Annotated in this window: 14 protein-coding genes and 1 riboswitch; of the genes, 9 read left to right on the forward strand and 5 right to left on the reverse strand. The window is 50.0% G+C overall.

Annotated features, from left to right (window positions below):
- Positions 1-15 precede the first annotated feature (15 nt).
- Positions 16-465, reverse strand: coding sequence for a poly-gamma-glutamate biosynthesis protein PgsC (gene pgsC / locus ACFO4L_RS05915; protein WP_168008011.1), 450 nt, complete (start codon positions 463-465; stop codon positions 16-18).
- Between the two features lie 84 nt (positions 466-549).
- Entirely contained in the window at positions 550-1803 is a 1254-nt protein-coding gene (gene pgsB, locus ACFO4L_RS05920) for a poly-gamma-glutamate synthase PgsB (RefSeq protein ID WP_246238235.1), read from the reverse strand.
- Between the two features lie 350 nt (positions 1804-2153).
- On the opposite strand from pgsB, the gene mqnB reads away from it, so the two are divergent.
- Both mqnB and ACFO4L_RS05930 read left to right on the forward strand, forming a co-directional pair.
- Positions 2154-2771, forward strand: a complete 618-nt coding sequence (mqnB, locus tag ACFO4L_RS05925; RefSeq protein WP_377908778.1) for a futalosine hydrolase — start codon at positions 2154-2156, stop codon at positions 2769-2771.
- Positions 2768-3604: a 1,4-dihydroxy-6-naphthoate synthase gene (locus tag ACFO4L_RS05930; RefSeq protein ID WP_168008015.1), complete on the forward strand. Its 837-nt coding sequence runs from the start codon at positions 2768-2770 to the stop codon at positions 3602-3604. Before mqnB ends, ACFO4L_RS05930 begins: the two co-directional genes overlap by 4 nt.
- Positions 3605-3703: 99 nt before the next feature.
- Here ACFO4L_RS05930 and ACFO4L_RS05935 read toward each other — a convergent pair whose 3' ends face one another.
- Positions 3704-4153, reverse strand: a complete 450-nt coding sequence (locus ACFO4L_RS05935) for a DUF2188 domain-containing protein (RefSeq protein WP_168008017.1) — start codon at positions 4151-4153, stop codon at positions 3704-3706.
- Positions 4154-4281: 128 nt separating this feature from the next.
- Here ACFO4L_RS05935 and ACFO4L_RS05940 point away from each other — a divergent pair, with 128 nt between their 5' ends.
- Together ACFO4L_RS05940 and thiW are read left to right on the forward strand one after the other, a co-directional pair.
- Positions 4282-4611 (forward strand): four-helix bundle copper-binding protein, encoded by a 330-nt coding sequence (locus ACFO4L_RS05940; protein ID WP_168008019.1) that lies wholly within the window; start codon positions 4282-4284, stop codon positions 4609-4611.
- 147 nt (positions 4612-4758) lie between these two features.
- Complete coding sequence (thiW, locus tag ACFO4L_RS05945) at positions 4759-5250, forward strand: energy coupling factor transporter S component ThiW (RefSeq protein ID WP_377908779.1); 492 nt, start codon at positions 4759-4761, stop codon at positions 5248-5250.
- Positions 5251-6079: 829 nt separating this feature from the next.
- Here the strand turns inward: thiW and ACFO4L_RS05950 are convergent.
- Together ACFO4L_RS05950 and ACFO4L_RS05955 are read right to left on the reverse strand one after the other, a co-directional pair.
- Positions 6080-6745 carry a class F sortase gene (locus ACFO4L_RS05950; protein ID WP_377908780.1) on the reverse strand — a complete coding sequence of 222 codons (666 nt, stop codon included), beginning with the start codon at positions 6743-6745 and terminating at the stop codon, positions 6080-6082.
- 100 nt (positions 6746-6845) lie between these two features.
- On the reverse strand, positions 6846-7670 hold the full coding sequence (locus tag ACFO4L_RS05955; RefSeq protein WP_377908781.1) for a DUF4397 domain-containing protein: 825 nt from the start codon (positions 7668-7670) through the stop codon (positions 6846-6848).
- Positions 7671-8366: 696 nt separating this feature from the next.
- Positions 8367-8473: riboswitch (SAM riboswitch) on the forward strand.
- Positions 8474-8584: 111 nt separating this feature from the next.
- Here ACFO4L_RS05955 and ACFO4L_RS05960 point away from each other — a divergent pair.
- From ACFO4L_RS05960 to ACFO4L_RS05980, 5 genes are all read left to right on the forward strand, one after another.
- Entirely contained in the window at positions 8585-9709 is a 1125-nt protein-coding gene (locus ACFO4L_RS05960; RefSeq protein WP_377908782.1) for a methionine biosynthesis PLP-dependent protein, read from the forward strand.
- A gap of 3 nt (positions 9710-9712) precedes the next feature.
- Positions 9713-10879: a cystathionine beta-lyase gene (gene metC, locus ACFO4L_RS05965; RefSeq protein ID WP_377908783.1), complete on the forward strand. Its 1167-nt coding sequence runs from the start codon at positions 9713-9715 to the stop codon at positions 10877-10879.
- Positions 10876-12732 (forward strand): bifunctional homocysteine S-methyltransferase/methylenetetrahydrofolate reductase, encoded by a 1857-nt coding sequence (locus ACFO4L_RS05970; RefSeq protein ID WP_377908784.1) that lies wholly within the window; start codon positions 10876-10878, stop codon positions 12730-12732. Before metC ends, ACFO4L_RS05970 begins: the two co-directional genes overlap by 4 nt.
- A 5-nt stretch (positions 12733-12737) precedes the next feature.
- A complete protein-coding gene (gene metH / locus ACFO4L_RS05975) occupies positions 12738-16184 on the forward strand; it encodes a methionine synthase (protein WP_377908785.1) in 3447 nt (1148 codons plus the stop codon).
- 524 nt (positions 16185-16708) lie between these two features.
- Positions 16709-17383 (forward strand): class D sortase, encoded by a 675-nt coding sequence (locus tag ACFO4L_RS05980; protein WP_377908786.1) that lies wholly within the window; start codon positions 16709-16711, stop codon positions 17381-17383.
- The last annotated feature ends 252 nt before the right edge of the window (positions 17384-17635 follow it).

The following is a 17635-nucleotide window of genomic DNA, read 5'->3' on the forward strand; positions in this document are numbered from 1 at the left end:
CTATTCTCACCTGCTTTAAAATAAATGAAACACTGTGATAATAACAAAGGTAGCAAAGGCTATGACAAAGGTGGACGAGAAGGTGGGCAGAACGCCCTGCTTTTGAATCGAATTTGCTATCAGCCCCGGCACGATAACACCTATGCCCCGGAGCTCAAATATCTCGAACCCGACAAGCGGATAAGAAAAGTCAACGGCCATTTTTAATAAAATCCCTACCGTCAGCATCGCACCAAACTTTCGTCTGCCGTATAAAACTGTCATGCGTCCGATCACCTGCGTGACGATTAAATATGTAAGCAGACTGATTGCGGCAACAATCACTAAGTACATAATCTGATCAAATACGAGGGCCAGATAGCCCGGTACAACAAGTCCTGCAGGAACAATTCCTGTTTTCTCTGCATAAAGAAGGGATAGCAAAACCCCGACAACAATCGCAATGTATAAATCCGTACCAAACAAGCTCAGCCAACTCCTTTAAAATAAGTGAAATATGCATGCCGAGAAGGCTGCCCCGTAAAAGAACAGCCTTCCACGACTTGCCGATTAATGCTGCTCGGCCAATACGCGGTCCCGTCGTTTCGGAAAGTAAGCTGCACCTGACTGCTTGCCAGGATCTTTCCGTTCGGCACCGAGTTCTTCCATGGCGTCAGCAATTTCCTGACCGCCGCCGTGAATATTTCCAATCCCATAGAGCAGCGTCTCATCCGGGAGCTTTTTCAGTTCATCAATAACTTCCTCTGTGTCTGCTTTTTCCAGGTTAATCAGCTTATTCACCTGGATGCTGCCTTCCTCATAAGCGCGGACAATGGGCTGGACGGCTTTACCAGCTACGATCAATGTGTCCATTTTCAGCTCGGGAAGCACTTCTTCAGCAAACTGAATCGTTCTGTCAACACGGTCATCCCGGCAATTCATGATAACTGCCTTGTGCCTGTGACGGTAGCCAGAGGCAAGAATTTTATTCCAGATATTCCGCGTGGAAGTAGCATCATTTGCAGCGAAACCATTAAAGAAATAGCTCGGTTCAGATGCTGTACCGAAGGAATGAATTTTCATCGCACCCGGATCTACCGGTGCATTCAGCATCCCCCGCATCGCTGTGTCACGGTCTATTCCAAGAATGCCGGCAACGGCTAAACCAATCGCCGCATTTTCCGCAAACATCATGTAAGGGAATTTCTTCAAGTACGACTCATCAATGCCCTTCGTAGAATAGTAGACCACTTCAGAGCCGCGGTTTTCTGCGATATCCTCAAAAAAATCATTATAGTCTGTTTCCGGCATGACGACATATCCGTTTTTCGGAATCGTACGGGAAAAGGCTTCAGCAATCTGATCGAGGGTAGGACCCATGACATCAAGATGATCTTCCACAATATTCGTGATAACCGTAATGTGCGGACGAACAAATCGGTCTTCGAATACCTTCTGATACTCCGGGTTTACTGCCATACACTCTGCAACAAACGTGGAAACGTTGCGGTCAGCTACTTGATCATTGATGATTTTCTGCTCAGAAATGTTAGCACCCTGCAGGCTTCGCATAATCGGTTCTTCCTCTTCAGAATCCCAATAAAACAAACGGGGAGAGGTGCCGGTTGTTTTACCAGCAGTTCGCTGTCCATCTTCTTTCGCGATTCCCATTAAGAGTCGGGTGACGGTTGATTTTCCTCGAATTCCATTTACAAGAATTCGTGTCGGAATCTTTTGCAGCTGCCGATCCATTTTTCGGCGTTCCTTGATGCCAATATAAAAAATGACTGCTGCAATGACTCCGAGATACATTAATTCGGCCATTCCTGCTACCTCCTGAAATAACTTGCACCTTCTGTTCTGTCCAGTAAGCGGACGTTCTCCAATTATAAGAACGTCAACCATCCTGTTATGTTTCACTCAACAGAGAAAGTTTCTTATAGTAAGGACGTCAGCTGTGTCAGACTGGAAAATAGAACGGAAAAGACACTATCCTTAGAACTATTCCCTTGAAAGCATGCCCCTAACCGCTGAATTTACATGAAATATTTACCATGAGGCAGGCGGGAGTAAGCTTCAAGCATTTCTATTATACGCTGTACCTGATACACTTATACAGGAATCCTAATGAAAAATCTATTATTTCGTCGAACTGTAAAAGGAGCTTAATATTCATGAAGTCGATTTTAATTGTGACAGCGGTTGAAAAAGAGCGTGAAGCAGTAAGACGAGTGTTTGCGGAATCAGAAGCTGCAGTGGAACTGTGCGGCTTTGGACCGGCAGAATCAGCAGCGAGAACCATGAAGGCTGCACTGACACATAAACCAGACGTGATCATCAATGCCGGTATAGCCGGAGCATTTCCCGGAAGAGCCGTAATCGGTGACGTCATCGTTGGCACACACAGTATTTTTGCGGATTTAGGAGCGGAATCAGAAGCTGGATTTTTAAGTACGGATGAATTAGGATTTGGAACGTCTGCTTTTTCTTCAGAGGCTGCCTCTCAATTTGCGGAGCTTCAAGCACACTATCTCCCTATCTTAACAGTTTCTACTGCTGCTGGAACAGAGTCCCGAGTCTCAGAACTTATGGTGAGGTATCCTGAAGCCGGAGGAGAAGCGATGGAAGGTGCAGGAGCTGCTCATGCCGCGTTAATCTGTGGGATTCCATTTGTTGAAATTCGTGCGGTTTCAAATATAACTGGGCCGAGAAGCTTACAAAAATGGGATATCGAGCAAGCGCTTAAACAGCTCTCGCTCGTTCTGCAGCAATGGAAGGAGAGAGTAGAATGAAAATTGCATTTTCACCATGCCCTAACGACACATTTATTTTTCACAGCCTGGTCAATGGATCTGTACCGGGGTTCGATGATGTTAAAGTCACATACGCTGATATCGATCAAACGAATGGATGGGCTGCTGAAGGAGAAGGTCCATCTGTCATGAAGATATCATTTGCCGCACTCCCGTACGCGGCGTCGGACTATGACCTGCTGCAATGCGGCGGCGCGCTCGGCCGAGGCTGCGGGCCGCTTTTGCTGATGAAGCAGGAAGATACATCTGACTGGCACGAAAAAACGATTGCCGTGCCGAGTGACAAGTCCACTGCCTATCTGCTCTTCCGCCTCTGGCAGAAGCAGCAATTCTCAGGTGTTAAGGCAGCAGTAACGGTGATGCCGTTTGAAGACATCATGCCGGCAGTGGAGCGCGGTGATGTAGATGCAGGTCTTGTCATCCATGAAGCGCGATTTACGTATCAGAACTTCGGCCTGAAAAAGCTGGTGGATCTTGGAGACTGGTGGGAACAGGATACCGGCACACCTATTCCGCTCGGGGCGATTATTGCCAAAAAGGGAACGGACACAGACATGTTGGCAGCCGGGATTCGAACGTCACTCACCGCAGCGTGGGAGAATCCGGAGAAGGTTATGCCTTACGTGATGGAGCACGCGCAGGAAATGTCCGAGGAAGTCGCAAAATCGCACATTGATCTCTACGTGAACGAATTTTCATTCGCGCTTGGCAGTACCGGCCGGGAAGCAGTCGAACAGCTGCTTACCCGTGCAGCTGACGAAGGTCTCGTACCAGAAATGAATTGGGACGATCTCTGGAATAAACAGAGCTAGGCAGAGGCGATCCCTTTGTCTGTATGTAATCAACGTAATTCAAAAAAAGCCTGCTGTGAAGGTGCACAGCAGGCTTTTTGTTATGAAATGCAGGTATTATCAAGAAGGCTTGTAGGTTTTTTGGGTAGAGCCGTCCTGTTTCTGGACGATAACCGACGTTTCTTTATTCCGAGCAATCTCCTCGGCCCGGGAGACGGCCTCCTGTTTTTCCGAAAAGGTGTCTGAAGGCTGTTTCGCACTTTTTGATTGAACCGCCCAGCCATTTTCGTGGGGTTTTACGTAAACATCCTTATCCGTTAACTCAGGGCGCGCGGAATCATCACCGTCTGCGGACTCGATTTCCTTTTGGGATGCTTGCTTAAGCTGCTCGATTTCCTTGTCAGATGCATTTTTCTGCCATTCCTTAGCTTGTTCGGTCGCAATCGGGATTGCTTCCCCTTCCTTATAGCCTTCTTCGAGCATCGTATTCGCGATATCAATTGCTTTTTTGCGCACGGCAGTATCTAAATTTTTCAGAGAGCTTGGGTAATCCTGCATATTCCATGGCATGGAGGTCACTCCTTCAGAATGTAGTGTACAGCTCTTTTCCCAGATCCCTTTTAAAATAATCGTGTTTAGGAAAAAGAAGGGAAAGGAAATAGAAGCAGTAATGAAACCATTAAGAGGAGGAATGCTTCATGAATGAGATTCAAAAAGATGAACTGATGAAAGCATTGCATGACTGTATGGAAGCCTGCAACAGATGTTTTGATGAATGCTTAAAGGAAGACGACGTTAAGATGATGGAAGCGTGCATCCGAATCGACCGTGAATGTGCGGATGTCTGCTCCTTTACCGAACAGGCTGTTTCCAGAGATTCTCCGTTTCTTGATGAATATTTAAAAACATGTGTGGTCGTTTGCAAGGCTTGTGCTGATGAATGCGGCCAGCATGATCACGATCACTGCCAGCACTGCGCAGACATGTGTAAAAAATGTGCTGACGTATGCGAGCGGTTTATCGCTTAATAAATAAAGAAACGGAAAGCATCGACCACTCAGGTGCTGTCTCTACTACAGGGGCAGCACTCTTTGCTGTCTGCGGGAAGAAAAGATGCTAAATACGTTTGCCGAAAAAGGATACCTGCTATACTTTTGGAGGGGAGGGGGAACTTCATGCAAAATACAAGACTGATCACCTTAACAGCAATGCTTACAGCTATTGGAATTGTCGGTGCAGCATTTATCTGGTTTCCAGCTGGTGTTGCCCGAGCGTATCCTGTCCAGCACGCGGTAAACATCATTGCTGCCGTCCTATTAGGGCCCGGGCCTGCGGTGCTGATTGCATTTTTAATCGGGCTGCTTCGAAACCTGCTCGGACTGGGAACGATTCTGGCCTTTCCCGGAGGGATGGCAGGAGCGCTGCTGGCAGGATTGGCATACCGATGGTCACGTAAAACGTGGGCGGCAGCTGCTGGAGAAGTAATCGGAACATCCATTGTCGGAGCGCTGTTGGCTGTACCAATCGTCATTTTCTTTTTAGGAGATTCAGCAGCTATCTTTGCTTTTGTACCAGCATTCTTTGTAAGCAGTGCAGCGGGTGCCGTCCTAGCTCTGCTTATTTTAAGCCGCTGGCGGCCGGATCGAAAAAGAAACGAATCGGAATAAAACGAAGAAAACAGAGTAGGGCCAGTGCCTTCCCGGCGACGTGCACTTCCCGCGCCTCGTCAATTCTTTAAGGCGTCGAGCAGTTAACATCAACGAAAAAGTCTTTCCACTTACATGTTTATTCGCTTGATTGTATTTCCCCTCTGCTTACTTAGCCCGCCGCGGGCTGGCCTTCAGCTGTTTGATCCCTGTTATGAAGGGAAGAAAGGCACGGGAGGATGGCGCGGCTTCACTCGGACTCAGGCTTCTCACAAGAAGCCTTCAAAAGCCAGTCCGGCTCCACTCGTGCGTGGATGCCGTTCACAGATCTGAACGGTACGAAATCTTCAGACTGCTTGTTGCGCCTCCGCCGGACACACCGGGAAAATGGCTCTGATTCGTGGAGAATAATGTCACGACAGGTAAACGCGACTGCTTTTTTACCTTTTATACGGAATTGTAGGAAGTACGGACACCCCTGTTCAACATCGAAACGTCTCATCGGGAAGGTTCTATCCTGTATGGAAGCCGATCGTGCAGTCCGAACCAGGCACGTGAAACGCACTGCAGCTGCCGGCATCGAAGGAGCTCGGATCAGAACGAGGCGAAGATCCGGCGAAGGGAAGAAGGGAAAGCCGAGCCCGTTCCCTCTGGAAAGCGAGTGTCCGCAGATACAGGCAGATGCAACGTGATTCACCTAAAATGATGTTATCAACACTCTGAAAAGCGAGCCGATCATCATCGGCTCGCTTTATTCTGCAGTCACAGGCGTAAAATCAGAATGCCTGTGAGCTGAAACTTGGGATAAGAAGGCGTTCTGCCGTTCGTCGATACGAACGGCAGAAAATATTTATTGCTCAAGCTCTGTATACACGACAAGTCGTTCACGGTGGGTGCCAACATTGCGGTCAAATTCTCCGGTGCACGTAATTAAGTTTAAATTGCGCGACGCCGTGCCGCCAAAAACCTGGTCAACTGGTGCATCGTCATACGGATAACTCTCCATTGACTGTACAATAAAGGTCATCTGTTCACCGTCTTCGTCATACAAATGAATGCTGTCACCTGGCTCTAACTCTTTCAGGTCATAAAATACGGCCGGACCTTCATAGTCATCAACATGGCCTGCCAGAACCGAATTACCTTGCGCTCCTGGTTTGGCACCTCTGTTAAACCAGGCAACTGTTTCACCCTCATCCGGAACAGCCATTTGACCCTCTTCGTTCAATCCATACCCGTCCACGACCGCATCTACATCGATTGCGGGAATTTCAATGCGAACCGGTTCCATTCCGGAAGAAGTTCCACCAAGAACAGGTTGAATCGGCTCTGCCTCCTGAACGTCTTCAACTGTTTCTTCAGCTTGATTTTCTTCGGGATCGTTCTCTTCTTCGGAAACTGCATGTTCCTCAGGCTCGTTCGACTCGCTGCTTGATGCAGTTTCTGAATCTGGCGCATACTCGGCATCCGCGTCACCGGGTTCAGCCTCAACCTCTTCTGATACAGCCGGCTCCATTGGGCTCTCAGGGGACAACGAAGTTTCCGGAGAAGAGAAATTGTCCTCCCCGGAACCGGAACAGGCTCCGAGGAAGACAAGAAGACTTACCCAGTAAAGGTTACGCTTGTGGAGCAAAACGTCTGCGGAAGAATACTGCTGCAGCGAGAGCCCCTGCTGCAATTGTCAATGCAATCGGCATCAGGCTGGAAGACTGGGAAGCTCCGCCCATACCAGTTTGCGGCATATCAGATGGAGCAGCGTGTGCTTCGTCAGCGACGAGAACAACATCCAGCTCATCAGCATCTGCGCCTACTGCGTATGCAGAGTACACCATATCTGCTTCAAGCGTTGTACCGGAAAGGTCCAGAACAGCATCTTCCGTACCAGCTGCACGGATTTCCAGATCATACGTGTCTGGGTCAAGCTCGAGGTAGTCCGTTACTGCGAAGAATTCAGCACCTTCGAAAAGGGAATCTCCACCGACAAGCCCGACGTCAACAGCTGGTGCACCTGGAGACAGGTGGCCGACACGTATTTTCGTCATACCTTCTGTTACCGTGTTATCGTCAGCAAAAGCTTCAAGACGGAGGTTTTCAAGCGTGTCGACAGCAGCTACTGTGTAGTACATGCCGCCTTCGACTGTGAGTGTCTCTTCAATGACAGGATCACCTTCGCCGCCTTCACCGGCTGGGAAAATCGCTACGTCGTGATCGCCTGCAGGAAGTTCAAGGTAGTCAGTGATATCCTGGAATGCTGCTCCTTCAACTGCTGCATCACCGTTCACATACACGTCTACTTCCGGAGCATCAGGAGAAGCATGGAATACCCTCACCATCGCGTTGTCGCCGTCATCCCCGTGACTGTCCGCAAATACAGGAGCTGCTGCGCTTCCAAACATAAGCATAGCAACGAAAACAATCATAAGCCACTTCAACTTTCTCAACCTCATCATCTCCTTGATCATTTTTGTATTGGTTGAATAACTTCTATACAATGTATGTAAAGAGATTGTTCAACCAACGTATAGACTATATATCCCGTTTGTACAAAAGGTAAACCAATAATCTGAAAACTTTTTTATGTTGCTAACAATGTCACGAAAGAAGCTGTGACGATCGTGACTATTTGGAATACGTGTCATTTAAAAAAGTTTTTATCTTCCATATAAGTAACAGTCACACAGAGATTATTTCTTTAAGGAGAACCGTTGCTTTATTGAAAAGACTCTATAAATGACTGATATCGGAATAAAGAAAGTACGCCTGCGGCACTTCCGTCCGGAAGGATCGACTCGTCACGCTCTCTTTTTCTTCAGGCCTGCGAAAAAGCTGGGAAGTTCATGCAGCTTGGTTCCTTCAATCAACCAAGGGCGTGAAATTAGTAAAATAGGATATACAGCTGAACGTGTTAGCATCATGACAACTCGTAAAGAAGGATGAATATCGTTGCAGTGCAGCAAGGACGTGCCTGAGCACATTCGTTTCTCTAAAATGTACAAAGTGAGTTAGACGCGAAAAATTTAGTCGTCATCATTCATTGACGTAAAAGACAGCGCTTCCAGCAGACTAAGCATTGCAATCGCTGCGATTTTCCCTTAGAATGAGGAATTATCACGTTAAACTAAATATTCTGACGAACTTTCTTATCAAGAGAGATGGAGGGACCGGCCCGTTGATATCTCAGCAACCAGCCTTTGGCAAGGTGCTAAATCCTGCAGTTTCCGAAACTGGGACTGTAAGATAAGAAGAAAAATCACGACACTTTCTTCTTTATCGCAGCCGGTAAAGAAGTTTTTTATATTTACAGACTCGTTACCAGACTCGTCAGTCTATAACCAGAGAAGGGAAGAGCGCAGCCATGACAGACCGGAAGTACTCACTGGAAACAAAGCTTGTACAAGCAGGGAACCGCAGCGATCAGACAACTGGAGCCGTTAATGCTCCCGTTTATTTTTCCACTGCCTACCGGCATGAAGGAATCGGCCAGTCCACCGGCTTCGATTATTCACGAACAGGAAATCCGACTCGCGCGGTGCTGGAGCAGTCCATTGCTGAGCTGGAAGGTGGCGTGAGAGGACTGGCCTGTGCATCGGGGATGGCCGCGGTACAAGTAGTCCTGTCCTTATTCGAACAGGGTGATGAAATTATTGCGACAAGCGATCTGTACGGCGGAACGTACCGTCTCTTTGAGAACGGCTGGACGAGATGGGGTATCACGTTTCATTATGCAGAGCCTGACCAGCCGGATTCCTTTGAGGCTAAAATCAACGAGCGCACGAAAGCGCTGTTTATCGAAACACCAACGAATCCGCTCATGCAGGAAGCCGATCTGGCTGTCTACGCAGCGCTTGCGAAGCGGCACGGTCTGCTTCTGATCGTGGACAATACGTTTTATACGCCGGTGATTCAGCGGCCTATAGATGAAGGGGCTGACATCGTTATTCACAGTGCCTCCAAGTATTTATCCGGACACAACGATGTCATTGCCGGGTTAATTGTCGCAGCAGATGAAAAAGTTGGAGAGGAGTTGTTCTATTATCATAACAGCATCGGAGCTGTACTTTCTCCGTTGGATTCGTGGCTCGTGATCCGCGGGATGAAAACGTTGCAGCTCCGGATGGATAAGCATACCGAAAACGCACGGATTATCGCTGACTTCCTGGAGAAGGAAGACCTCGTCACAGACGTTATTTATCCAGGAAGGGGCGGGATGCTATCCTTCCGGGTGGAGGATGAAGCGATGGTCAATCCGATCCTGCAAAACTTGTCGGTTATCTCATTCGCCGAGAGCCTCGGCGGAGTTGAGAGCCTTATGACGTATCCGGCTACGCAGACTCATGCAGATGTTCCGGAAGAAGTGCGTATGAAGCTTGGTGTCTGTAACAGGTTGCTCCGATTTTCGGTAGGCATCGAATCAGCTTCAGACCTGACAAACGATTTAAAAGCGGCATTTCAACAAGCAGCGCTGGAAAGGAAGATATAAACCATGACCCACTATTCTAAACAAACATCACTTTTGCATTCGCCTCATAAAACCGATCCGGTTACTGGTGCAGTAAGTGTGCCAGTACAACACGCTTCCACGTTTCACCAGCCTGATATTGAACAATTTGGTGACTATGATTATGCACGATCCGGCAATCCGACGCGTCAGGCTCTTGAAGAGACGATTGCCGGGCTTGAGAACGGCACTCATGGATTCGCCTTTGCTTCCGGAATGGCGGCTATTTCGACCACATTTATGCTTCTTTCCACTGGTGACCATCTGGTCATTACAGATGACGTGTACGGCGGCACCTTCCGTTTGACCACGAAGGTGCTTCATCGGCAGGGAATAGAGCATACATTTGTCGATATGACTGATCCTGAAGCAGTTAAAGCAGCGGTTAAGCCAAATACAAAAATGATTTTTATGGAAACACCGTCAAATCCGACGATGAATATTACGCCGATTCGTGAAATCGCTGAATTTGCAACAGACAACGGCATTTTGACGGCGCTTGATAATACATTTATGACGCCGGTTCTGCAGCGTCCGCTTGATCTTGGAGTCGATGTTGTACTGCACAGTGCAACTAAATTTATAGGCGGGCACAGTGACGTCGTTGCCGGACTCGCTGTCGTAAAAGATGCCGATTTGGCAGCAGAGCTGCAGTTTCTGCAGAACAGCTTCGGTGCGATTTTAGGTCCTCAGGACTGCTGGCTTGTCATGCGGGGGCTGAAAACACTGCATGCAAGAATGAGTGTGTCGGAACAGTCGGCGCATGAACTGGCAGCCTGGTTTTTAGAGCAGCCCGAAGTAGAGCACGTGTACTATCCCGGGCTCGAAACGCACCCTGGCTATGCAGTGAACAAAGAACAGTCAGAAGGAGCCGGTGCTGTTTTATCTTTCCGCCTGAAAGATAAAGAGGCCGTCCGCCGTTTCGTGGAGCACGTGGAAATTCCGGTGTTTGCAGTCAGCCTTGGTGCGGTGGAATCGATTCTTTCCTACCCGCGAACGATGTCCCACGCCGCGATGTCGGACGAAGAACGGCATGCGCGGGGCATCACGGATGGCTTGCTCCGTCTGTCCGTCGGACTGGAAAAGACAGAGGATCTGAAGCAGGATTTCGCCAACGCATTTGCTGCTGCCAGAAAGGAGGAGCAGGTATGACCCTGAAGGAAAAACTGAGTACAAGCCTCGTCATCGGTGACGGGGCCATGGGGACCCTGCTCTACCAGAAAGGAATTCAGGGCTGCTTTGAAGAGCTGAACGTATCCGATCCGGATCAGATTGAAGAAATTCACTGGCTTTACATCGAAGCTGGAGCAGATCTGATTCAAACAAATACCTACGCGGCGAATGCCTCCAAGCTGGCACGCTATCAGCTTTCCGACTGTGTGGAGGAGCTGAACCGGGCTGCTGTCACTATCGCAAGGAAAGCTGCGGCGGGTCGTGCCTATACAGTCGCAACAATTGGCGGTGTTGCGACGATGCATCAGGAAAAAACACCGCTGGACGAACGGTTATCCGTCCTGCGGGAGCAGGCGGATGTCCTGCTTGATACGGATGTGGACGGTTTTTTGTTAGAAACCTTTTATGATTTTGAGGAGCTGAAGCAGATTCTAACATATGTCCGGGCAAAGACCACACGGCCGGTCATTGCTCAAGCCACACTCGGTGATATCGGCGTGCTGCACACAGGAATGCCCCTGCAGCAGGCACTTGAAGAGCTCGAAGAACTTGGCGCTGACGTCTGTGGAATCAACTGTCGCATGGGACCTTATCATATGCTGCAGTCGCTGGAGGAGACAGCTACCTTAAGCAGGGCGGTATTGAGCGTTTATCCGAATGCAAGTCTGCCAAACGTCCGCGACGGGCGTTTTTCCTATCAATCCAATCCGTCGTATTTCGGCGACATGACGACCTCTCTGGCAGCGGAAGGAGCAGTCTTGATCGGAGGCTGCTGTGGAACGACACCTGAACACATTCGAGAAATCCGAAAAGCAGTGACAGAGCACGAATTGCAGCCGGTCACGAAAACAGAGCCGAGCAGAAGGCGGGCAGCTGCCGCTCCAGAATTGGAAGGGGAACGAATTACAAAGCTGACAGAGCCGAGCGGACAAACGTCCGTCATTGTCGAGCTGGATCCGCCAAAGGCGCTTTCTGGTGTTCCGGCATTTATGGAAGGAGCGCGCAAGCTGACGGGAGCTGGAGTCGATGCGGTCACGTTAGCGGATAATTCACTAGCGTCGTCGCGGATTGATAATCTTGCGCTCGGTGCTCGTATTAAAGCAGAGGGCTCTCGGCCGCTTCTGCACATCGCCTGCCGGGACCGCAATATCATCGGCTTGCAATCCCATCTGCTTGGGATGCATGAGCTCGGCATACGGGATATTCTTGCGATTACAGGCGACCCGGCAAAGGTCGGCGATTTTCCAGGGGCTACGTCTGTATATGATATGTCCTCTATGGACTTAATCCGTTTGATTAAACAGTTGAACGAAGGCACGTCCTTCTCCGGAAAGGACCTTGGGGCGAAAACCGACTTCACTGTAGGAGCTGCATTCAATGCTAATGCAAGACGACTTGATCGGGAAGTACAGCGTCTGGCGAAGAAGAAGGAAGCCGGAGCTGATTTCTTTATGAGTCAGCCGGTGTACAGCAAAGAACGAATCGAAGCAGCAGCAGAAGCCGTAAAGGATCTTGAGGTGCCCGTGTATATTGGAATTATGCCGCTCGTCAGCAGCCGAAACGCTGAGTTTCTGCATCATGAGGTGCCGGGTATCACGCTCACAGACGATGTGCGCGAGCGGATGAAGCAGACCGACGGAGACAGAGAAGCAGGAGAGCGGGAAGGGATTCAAATGGCAAAAGAGCTGATCGATACCGCGCTGAAGCATTTCCGAACCGTGTATCTGATTACGCCGTTTCTGCGTTATTCCATCACAGAAACACTGACGGCGTACATTCGGGAGCAGGAGAAAACAGCCGTCATCAGCGGACGGGCAGCAGGGAGAGGATGACAAGCATGACGACAGCATTTGAACAGCAGCTGCGCGAACGAATTTTGCTTTTAGATGGAGCGATGGGAACGATGCTTCAGGAAGCAGACCTTCACGCCGATGATTTTGGCGGGGAGGAGTATGAGGGCTGCAATGAATATTTAAACGAAGTTTCCCCGGATGTCATTCGCCGGATTTACCGAGCTTACCTGGAGGCGGGTTCGGATATTATCGAAACCAATACGTTCGGGGCCACCTCTATCGTACTGGCTGATTATGATTTGCAGCATAAAGCCTATGAACTGAACGTCGCAGCAGCCAAGCTTGCGAAGCAGGAGGCAGAGGCCTTCTCTACGCCGGAGAAGCCTCGTTTTGTAGCTGGTGCAATGGGACCGACAACAAAATCGCTGTCCGTTACCGGAGGAACGACGTTCGAGGAGCTTGCTGAGACTTATGAAGAGCAGGTGCGCGGACTTGTGGACGGCGGTTCTGATCTTTTGCTGCTTGAAACAAGCCAGGACATGCGGAACGTCAAGGCAGCCTATGTGGCGATTGAACGGGTGCAGCAGGAATATGGGCGTACATGGCCGCTCATCGTATCCGGTACGATCGAACCGATGGGCACGACGCTTGCAGGGCAGAGCATCGAAGCATTTTACATTTCGCTGGAGCATATGAATCCGACCGTCGTCGGACTGAACTGTGCGACCGGACCGGAATTCATGCAGGATCATCTGCGCTCGCTGTCTGATTTGTCCACGACCTTCGTTCATTGTTATCCAAACGCAGGGCTGCCGGATGAAGAAGGGCATTATCACGAATCCCCTGACATGCTGGCTAAGAAATTAGCCGGGTTCGCAGAGAAAGGGTGGCTGAATGTCGTCGGTGGATGCTGCGGAACGACGCCGGAGCACATTCGCGTCATGGATGAAACACTGAAAGCGTACAAGCCTCGTGCGCTTCCAGAACGGCACGGCCATGTCGTTTCCGGCATTGAACCGCTCGTCTACGACGAATCCATGCGCCCGCTGCTGGTCGGCGAACGGACAAACGTTATCGGGTCCAAAAAATTTAAGCGCCTGATTGCAGAAGAAAAGTTTGAAGAGGCGTCTGAGATCGCAAGGGCGCAAGTGAAAAAGGGAGCCCACGTAGTGGACGTCTGCCTGGCCGATCCGGATCGCGACGAAATGGAGGATATGGAGCATTTCCTCAGCCAGGTGATCAATAAGGTTAAAGTGCCTCTTATGATTGATTCGACCGATGAACACGTCATCGAAAAGGCGCTCACGTACTCGCAGGGAAAAGCGATTATTAACTCCATTAACCTGGAGGACGGAGAAGAACGCTTTGAAGCGGTGGCACCTCTCATACGGCGATTCGGAGCTGCTGTCGTCGTCGGGACAATCGATGAGGAGGGCATGGGCGTAACCGCACAGCGGAAGCTCGATATCGCGAAGCGATCCCATGACCTGCTGACAAAAAAATACGGAATTCCTGCAGAAGACATCATCTTTGATCCGCTCGTTTTTCCGGTCGGCACCGGAGACGAGCAGTATATTGGTTCTGCAGAAGCAACCGTGCAGGGGATTCGGATGATTAAGGAGGAGCTGCCGGACTGTCTGACCATCCTTGGAGTCAGCAACGTTTCCTTCGGTCTGCCGCCCCTTGGGCGCGAGGTGCTGAACGCAGCCTTTACGTACCACTGCACACGGGCTGGACTTGATTATGCGATCGTGAATACAGAAAAACTCGAGCGGTATGGTTCTGTTTCAGATGAAGAAAAGCGGCTCGCTGACGAGCTGCTGTTTGACACAAACGATGAGACACTGGCCACCTTTACTGCGTTTTACCGGAAAAAGAAGCCGAAGGCGGAGCAGGCTGCCGAAACGATGACGCTCGATGAACGTCTCGCCAACTACATCGTAGAAGGTACGAAAGAAGGGCTTTATGCGGATCTGGACATGGCGCTGGAAGAGTATGACGAGCCGCTCAGCATCATCAACGGTCCGCTCATGACGGGCATGGATAAAGTAGGAAAGCTGTTTAACGACAACGAGCTGATCGTAGCAGAGGTGCTTCAAAGTGCCGAAGCGATGAAAGCAGCCGTTGCTCACCTGGAGCCGCATATGGAGGAAAAGAAGGACGATCGCGGGAAAGGAAAAGTGATTCTTGCGACCGTTAAAGGCGATGTGCATGATATCGGAAAAAACCTCGTGGAAATTATTTTGAAAAATAACGGTTTTTCCATCGTCAACCTTGGGATCAAGGTAACGCCGAACGAGCTGATCCAGGCAGTGGAAAAAGAACAGCCGGATGTTATTGGGCTTTCCGGGCTGCTCGTAAAATCAACACAGCAGATGGTGATCACCGCGAATGACCTTCGGGAGCATGGCATTGATCTGCCAATTCTTGTCGGCGGTGCCGCCCTCACCAGACGATTTACAGATACAAAAATTGCCCAGCAGTATAACGGCATGGTACTGTATGCCAAAGATGCGATGAACGGACTCGATATTGCCAACAAGCTCGTGAAGCCGGAGGAGCGGGAAGCACTTCGTTCTCATACAGAAGAAAAGCAGGCTCAGGCACGAGAACGAGTGGCGGCTGACGCGGAAAAGAAGCAGGCAGCGACAGCTGTTGCAGAAAAACCTGTTTCAGACGTTAATCGACAAGCACCTCTGTTCATTCCCGAGGACTATAAGCCGCATATTATGCGCGACTACAGCCTGAAGCATCTGTATCCATATGTGAACATGCAGACGCTGCTTGGTTCCCACCTTGGTCTTCAAGGAAACGTGAAACGGAAGCTGGAGCGTGGAGATGAAAAGACAGAAGAGCTGAAGGCGCGGGTAGACGGCTTTTTACAAAAGGCTGCAGCTGAAAAACAGCTGCGCGCAGACGGCATGTATCAGTTCTTTCCGGCTCAGTCCGAAGGAGACAGCGTGTACATTTATGATCCGGCAGATCCGAAGCGCGTCCTGGAAACGTTCACGTTTCCGCGTCAGGATAAAGCGCCCTACCTCTGCCTCGCCGATTTCCTTAGAAGCAAAGAGAGCGGCGTCATGGACCACGTTGGGTTTCTGGCTGTGACTGCAGGTAAAGGCGTACGCAACCTTGCAGAAGAAGCGAAAGAAGCCGGTGAATATATGGACAGCCACCTCATTCAGGCAGCAGCGCTGGAGCTCGCGGAAGGATTTGCAGAGCGTGTTCATCAGATGATGCGTGACAAGTGGGGTTTCCCGGATTCGCCGGACTTTACGATGCAGGAGCGCTTTTCTGCAAAGTATCAGGGAGTACGGGTTTCCTTTGGATATCCGGCATGTCCGAATTTGGAGGACCAGGAGAAGCTCTTCAGCTTAATCCAGCCCTCCCAAATCGGGATGGAACTGACAGACGGCTTTATGATGGAGCCGGAGGCAAGCGTCACAGCGATGGTATTTGCCCATCCTGAGGGACGGTATTTCGCTATATAAGCTCTTTAGGTCCCGCTTCGAGGGTGGAGAAGGAGCCGTCTGCACGATGTTTGAAGAAGGACGCAGCGAAACAGGGTGAACGTTTTCCTGGGAAAGTGGAACATTTGGCTGCTGTAAATAATGGCAATTTCGTTATGCCAGCCTTAAGTTGATGCTCGTGAACACTTGCCGGCAAGGATAAAGCTTTCATAAGAAAAGTTGTAGCTTTCAGGAGCGTGATTAATGCTTTTCCTCAGAAAGTTAAACACTTGTGAAACCATGTTTCACAAGTGAGAAGCTGTTTCACCGATATATGCGGCAGCCGCGACTGTGAGCTGCAGCGCAGCCCTGCTGTCGAGCGCTGCTCCAGTATAGCAGGGACCACCTGTGAAAGAGCGCAGGTACAGGATGTCTGCTTTCAATACCGAAATATGGTATACTCAATCCAGAATGGCACCCATCACTTCCGAAAAGGCTTTTGCGGAGAGGTGCACTGACGGAAACCATGAATTCGGACGATCGTCTTTGGAAGGGCGGGAGGAAGCATGCGGAAAAAAATTGCAGTGCTGCTGATTACAGGCGGACTCGCCGGAGCAGCTTGGAACGGTTACGCTTGGGCCACAGAAAGCTCTTCCGGTCGTGAAGCACTGGATACGGCTGATATTGTCATGCAGGAGCCGGAGCCCGAGCCGGAAGAAAGTGCTGAAGCAGAGGCTGAACCGGATGAATCAGCTGAGCTGCCGACGCCTGCTTTTGATTCGCCGGAGCCTGGAGAACCGAGAGTGTACGACGAGTATGACAATGGAGATGACATTGGCTGGCTGCTGATTCCGGCGGTCGATATGAAGTACCCAATCTATTGGGGTACAGACGATGAAACGCTGAAGCAGGGGGTCGGCTACCACGAAGGTGATTTTACCGTTCCGCCAGACGGCATGGGACATACCGTATTGTCTGGACATCGTGATACGGTATTTCGAGAGCTCGGCGAACTCGAAGACGGCGACAGTATGTATATCCAGTTTGAAGGCGTCCAGTATGAATACGAAATCGATAAAACATGGATTACGGACGCCGAAGACCGAACCGTTATCGTGGATAAAGAGGAACCGATTTTAACACTCACGACGTGCTATCCGTTCACGTTTATCGGACCAGCACCGGACCGCTACATTATCGAAGCTCCGCTCGTAGACACCGTCCCTATGGAAGATGAATGATAAAGCTCTCCGGCTTGCCGGGGAGTTTTTTTGCCGGATGAGGACTCATCTTTTGCAAAGCTCTCAGAGTTGTGTGCTGGACGATTGGTCAAGCTTGTGAAGCGTTGTCTCCAGGCTGTTCGTCAGCTGACCCCTGCTGCTCCCATAAAAAAGGCGGTCGAGGTTTCTGCACCGTTGGTCTGGTCTGCTCTGATCAGGAATGATAAAATGAAGCGGGAAACATTACTACAGCTACTACTAAAGGAGCGGTCT

Source organism: Bacillus daqingensis, assembly GCF_042654445.1.
Taxonomy (GTDB): domain Bacteria; phylum Bacillota; class Bacilli; order Bacillales; family Salisediminibacteriaceae; genus Alkalicoccus; species Alkalicoccus luteus.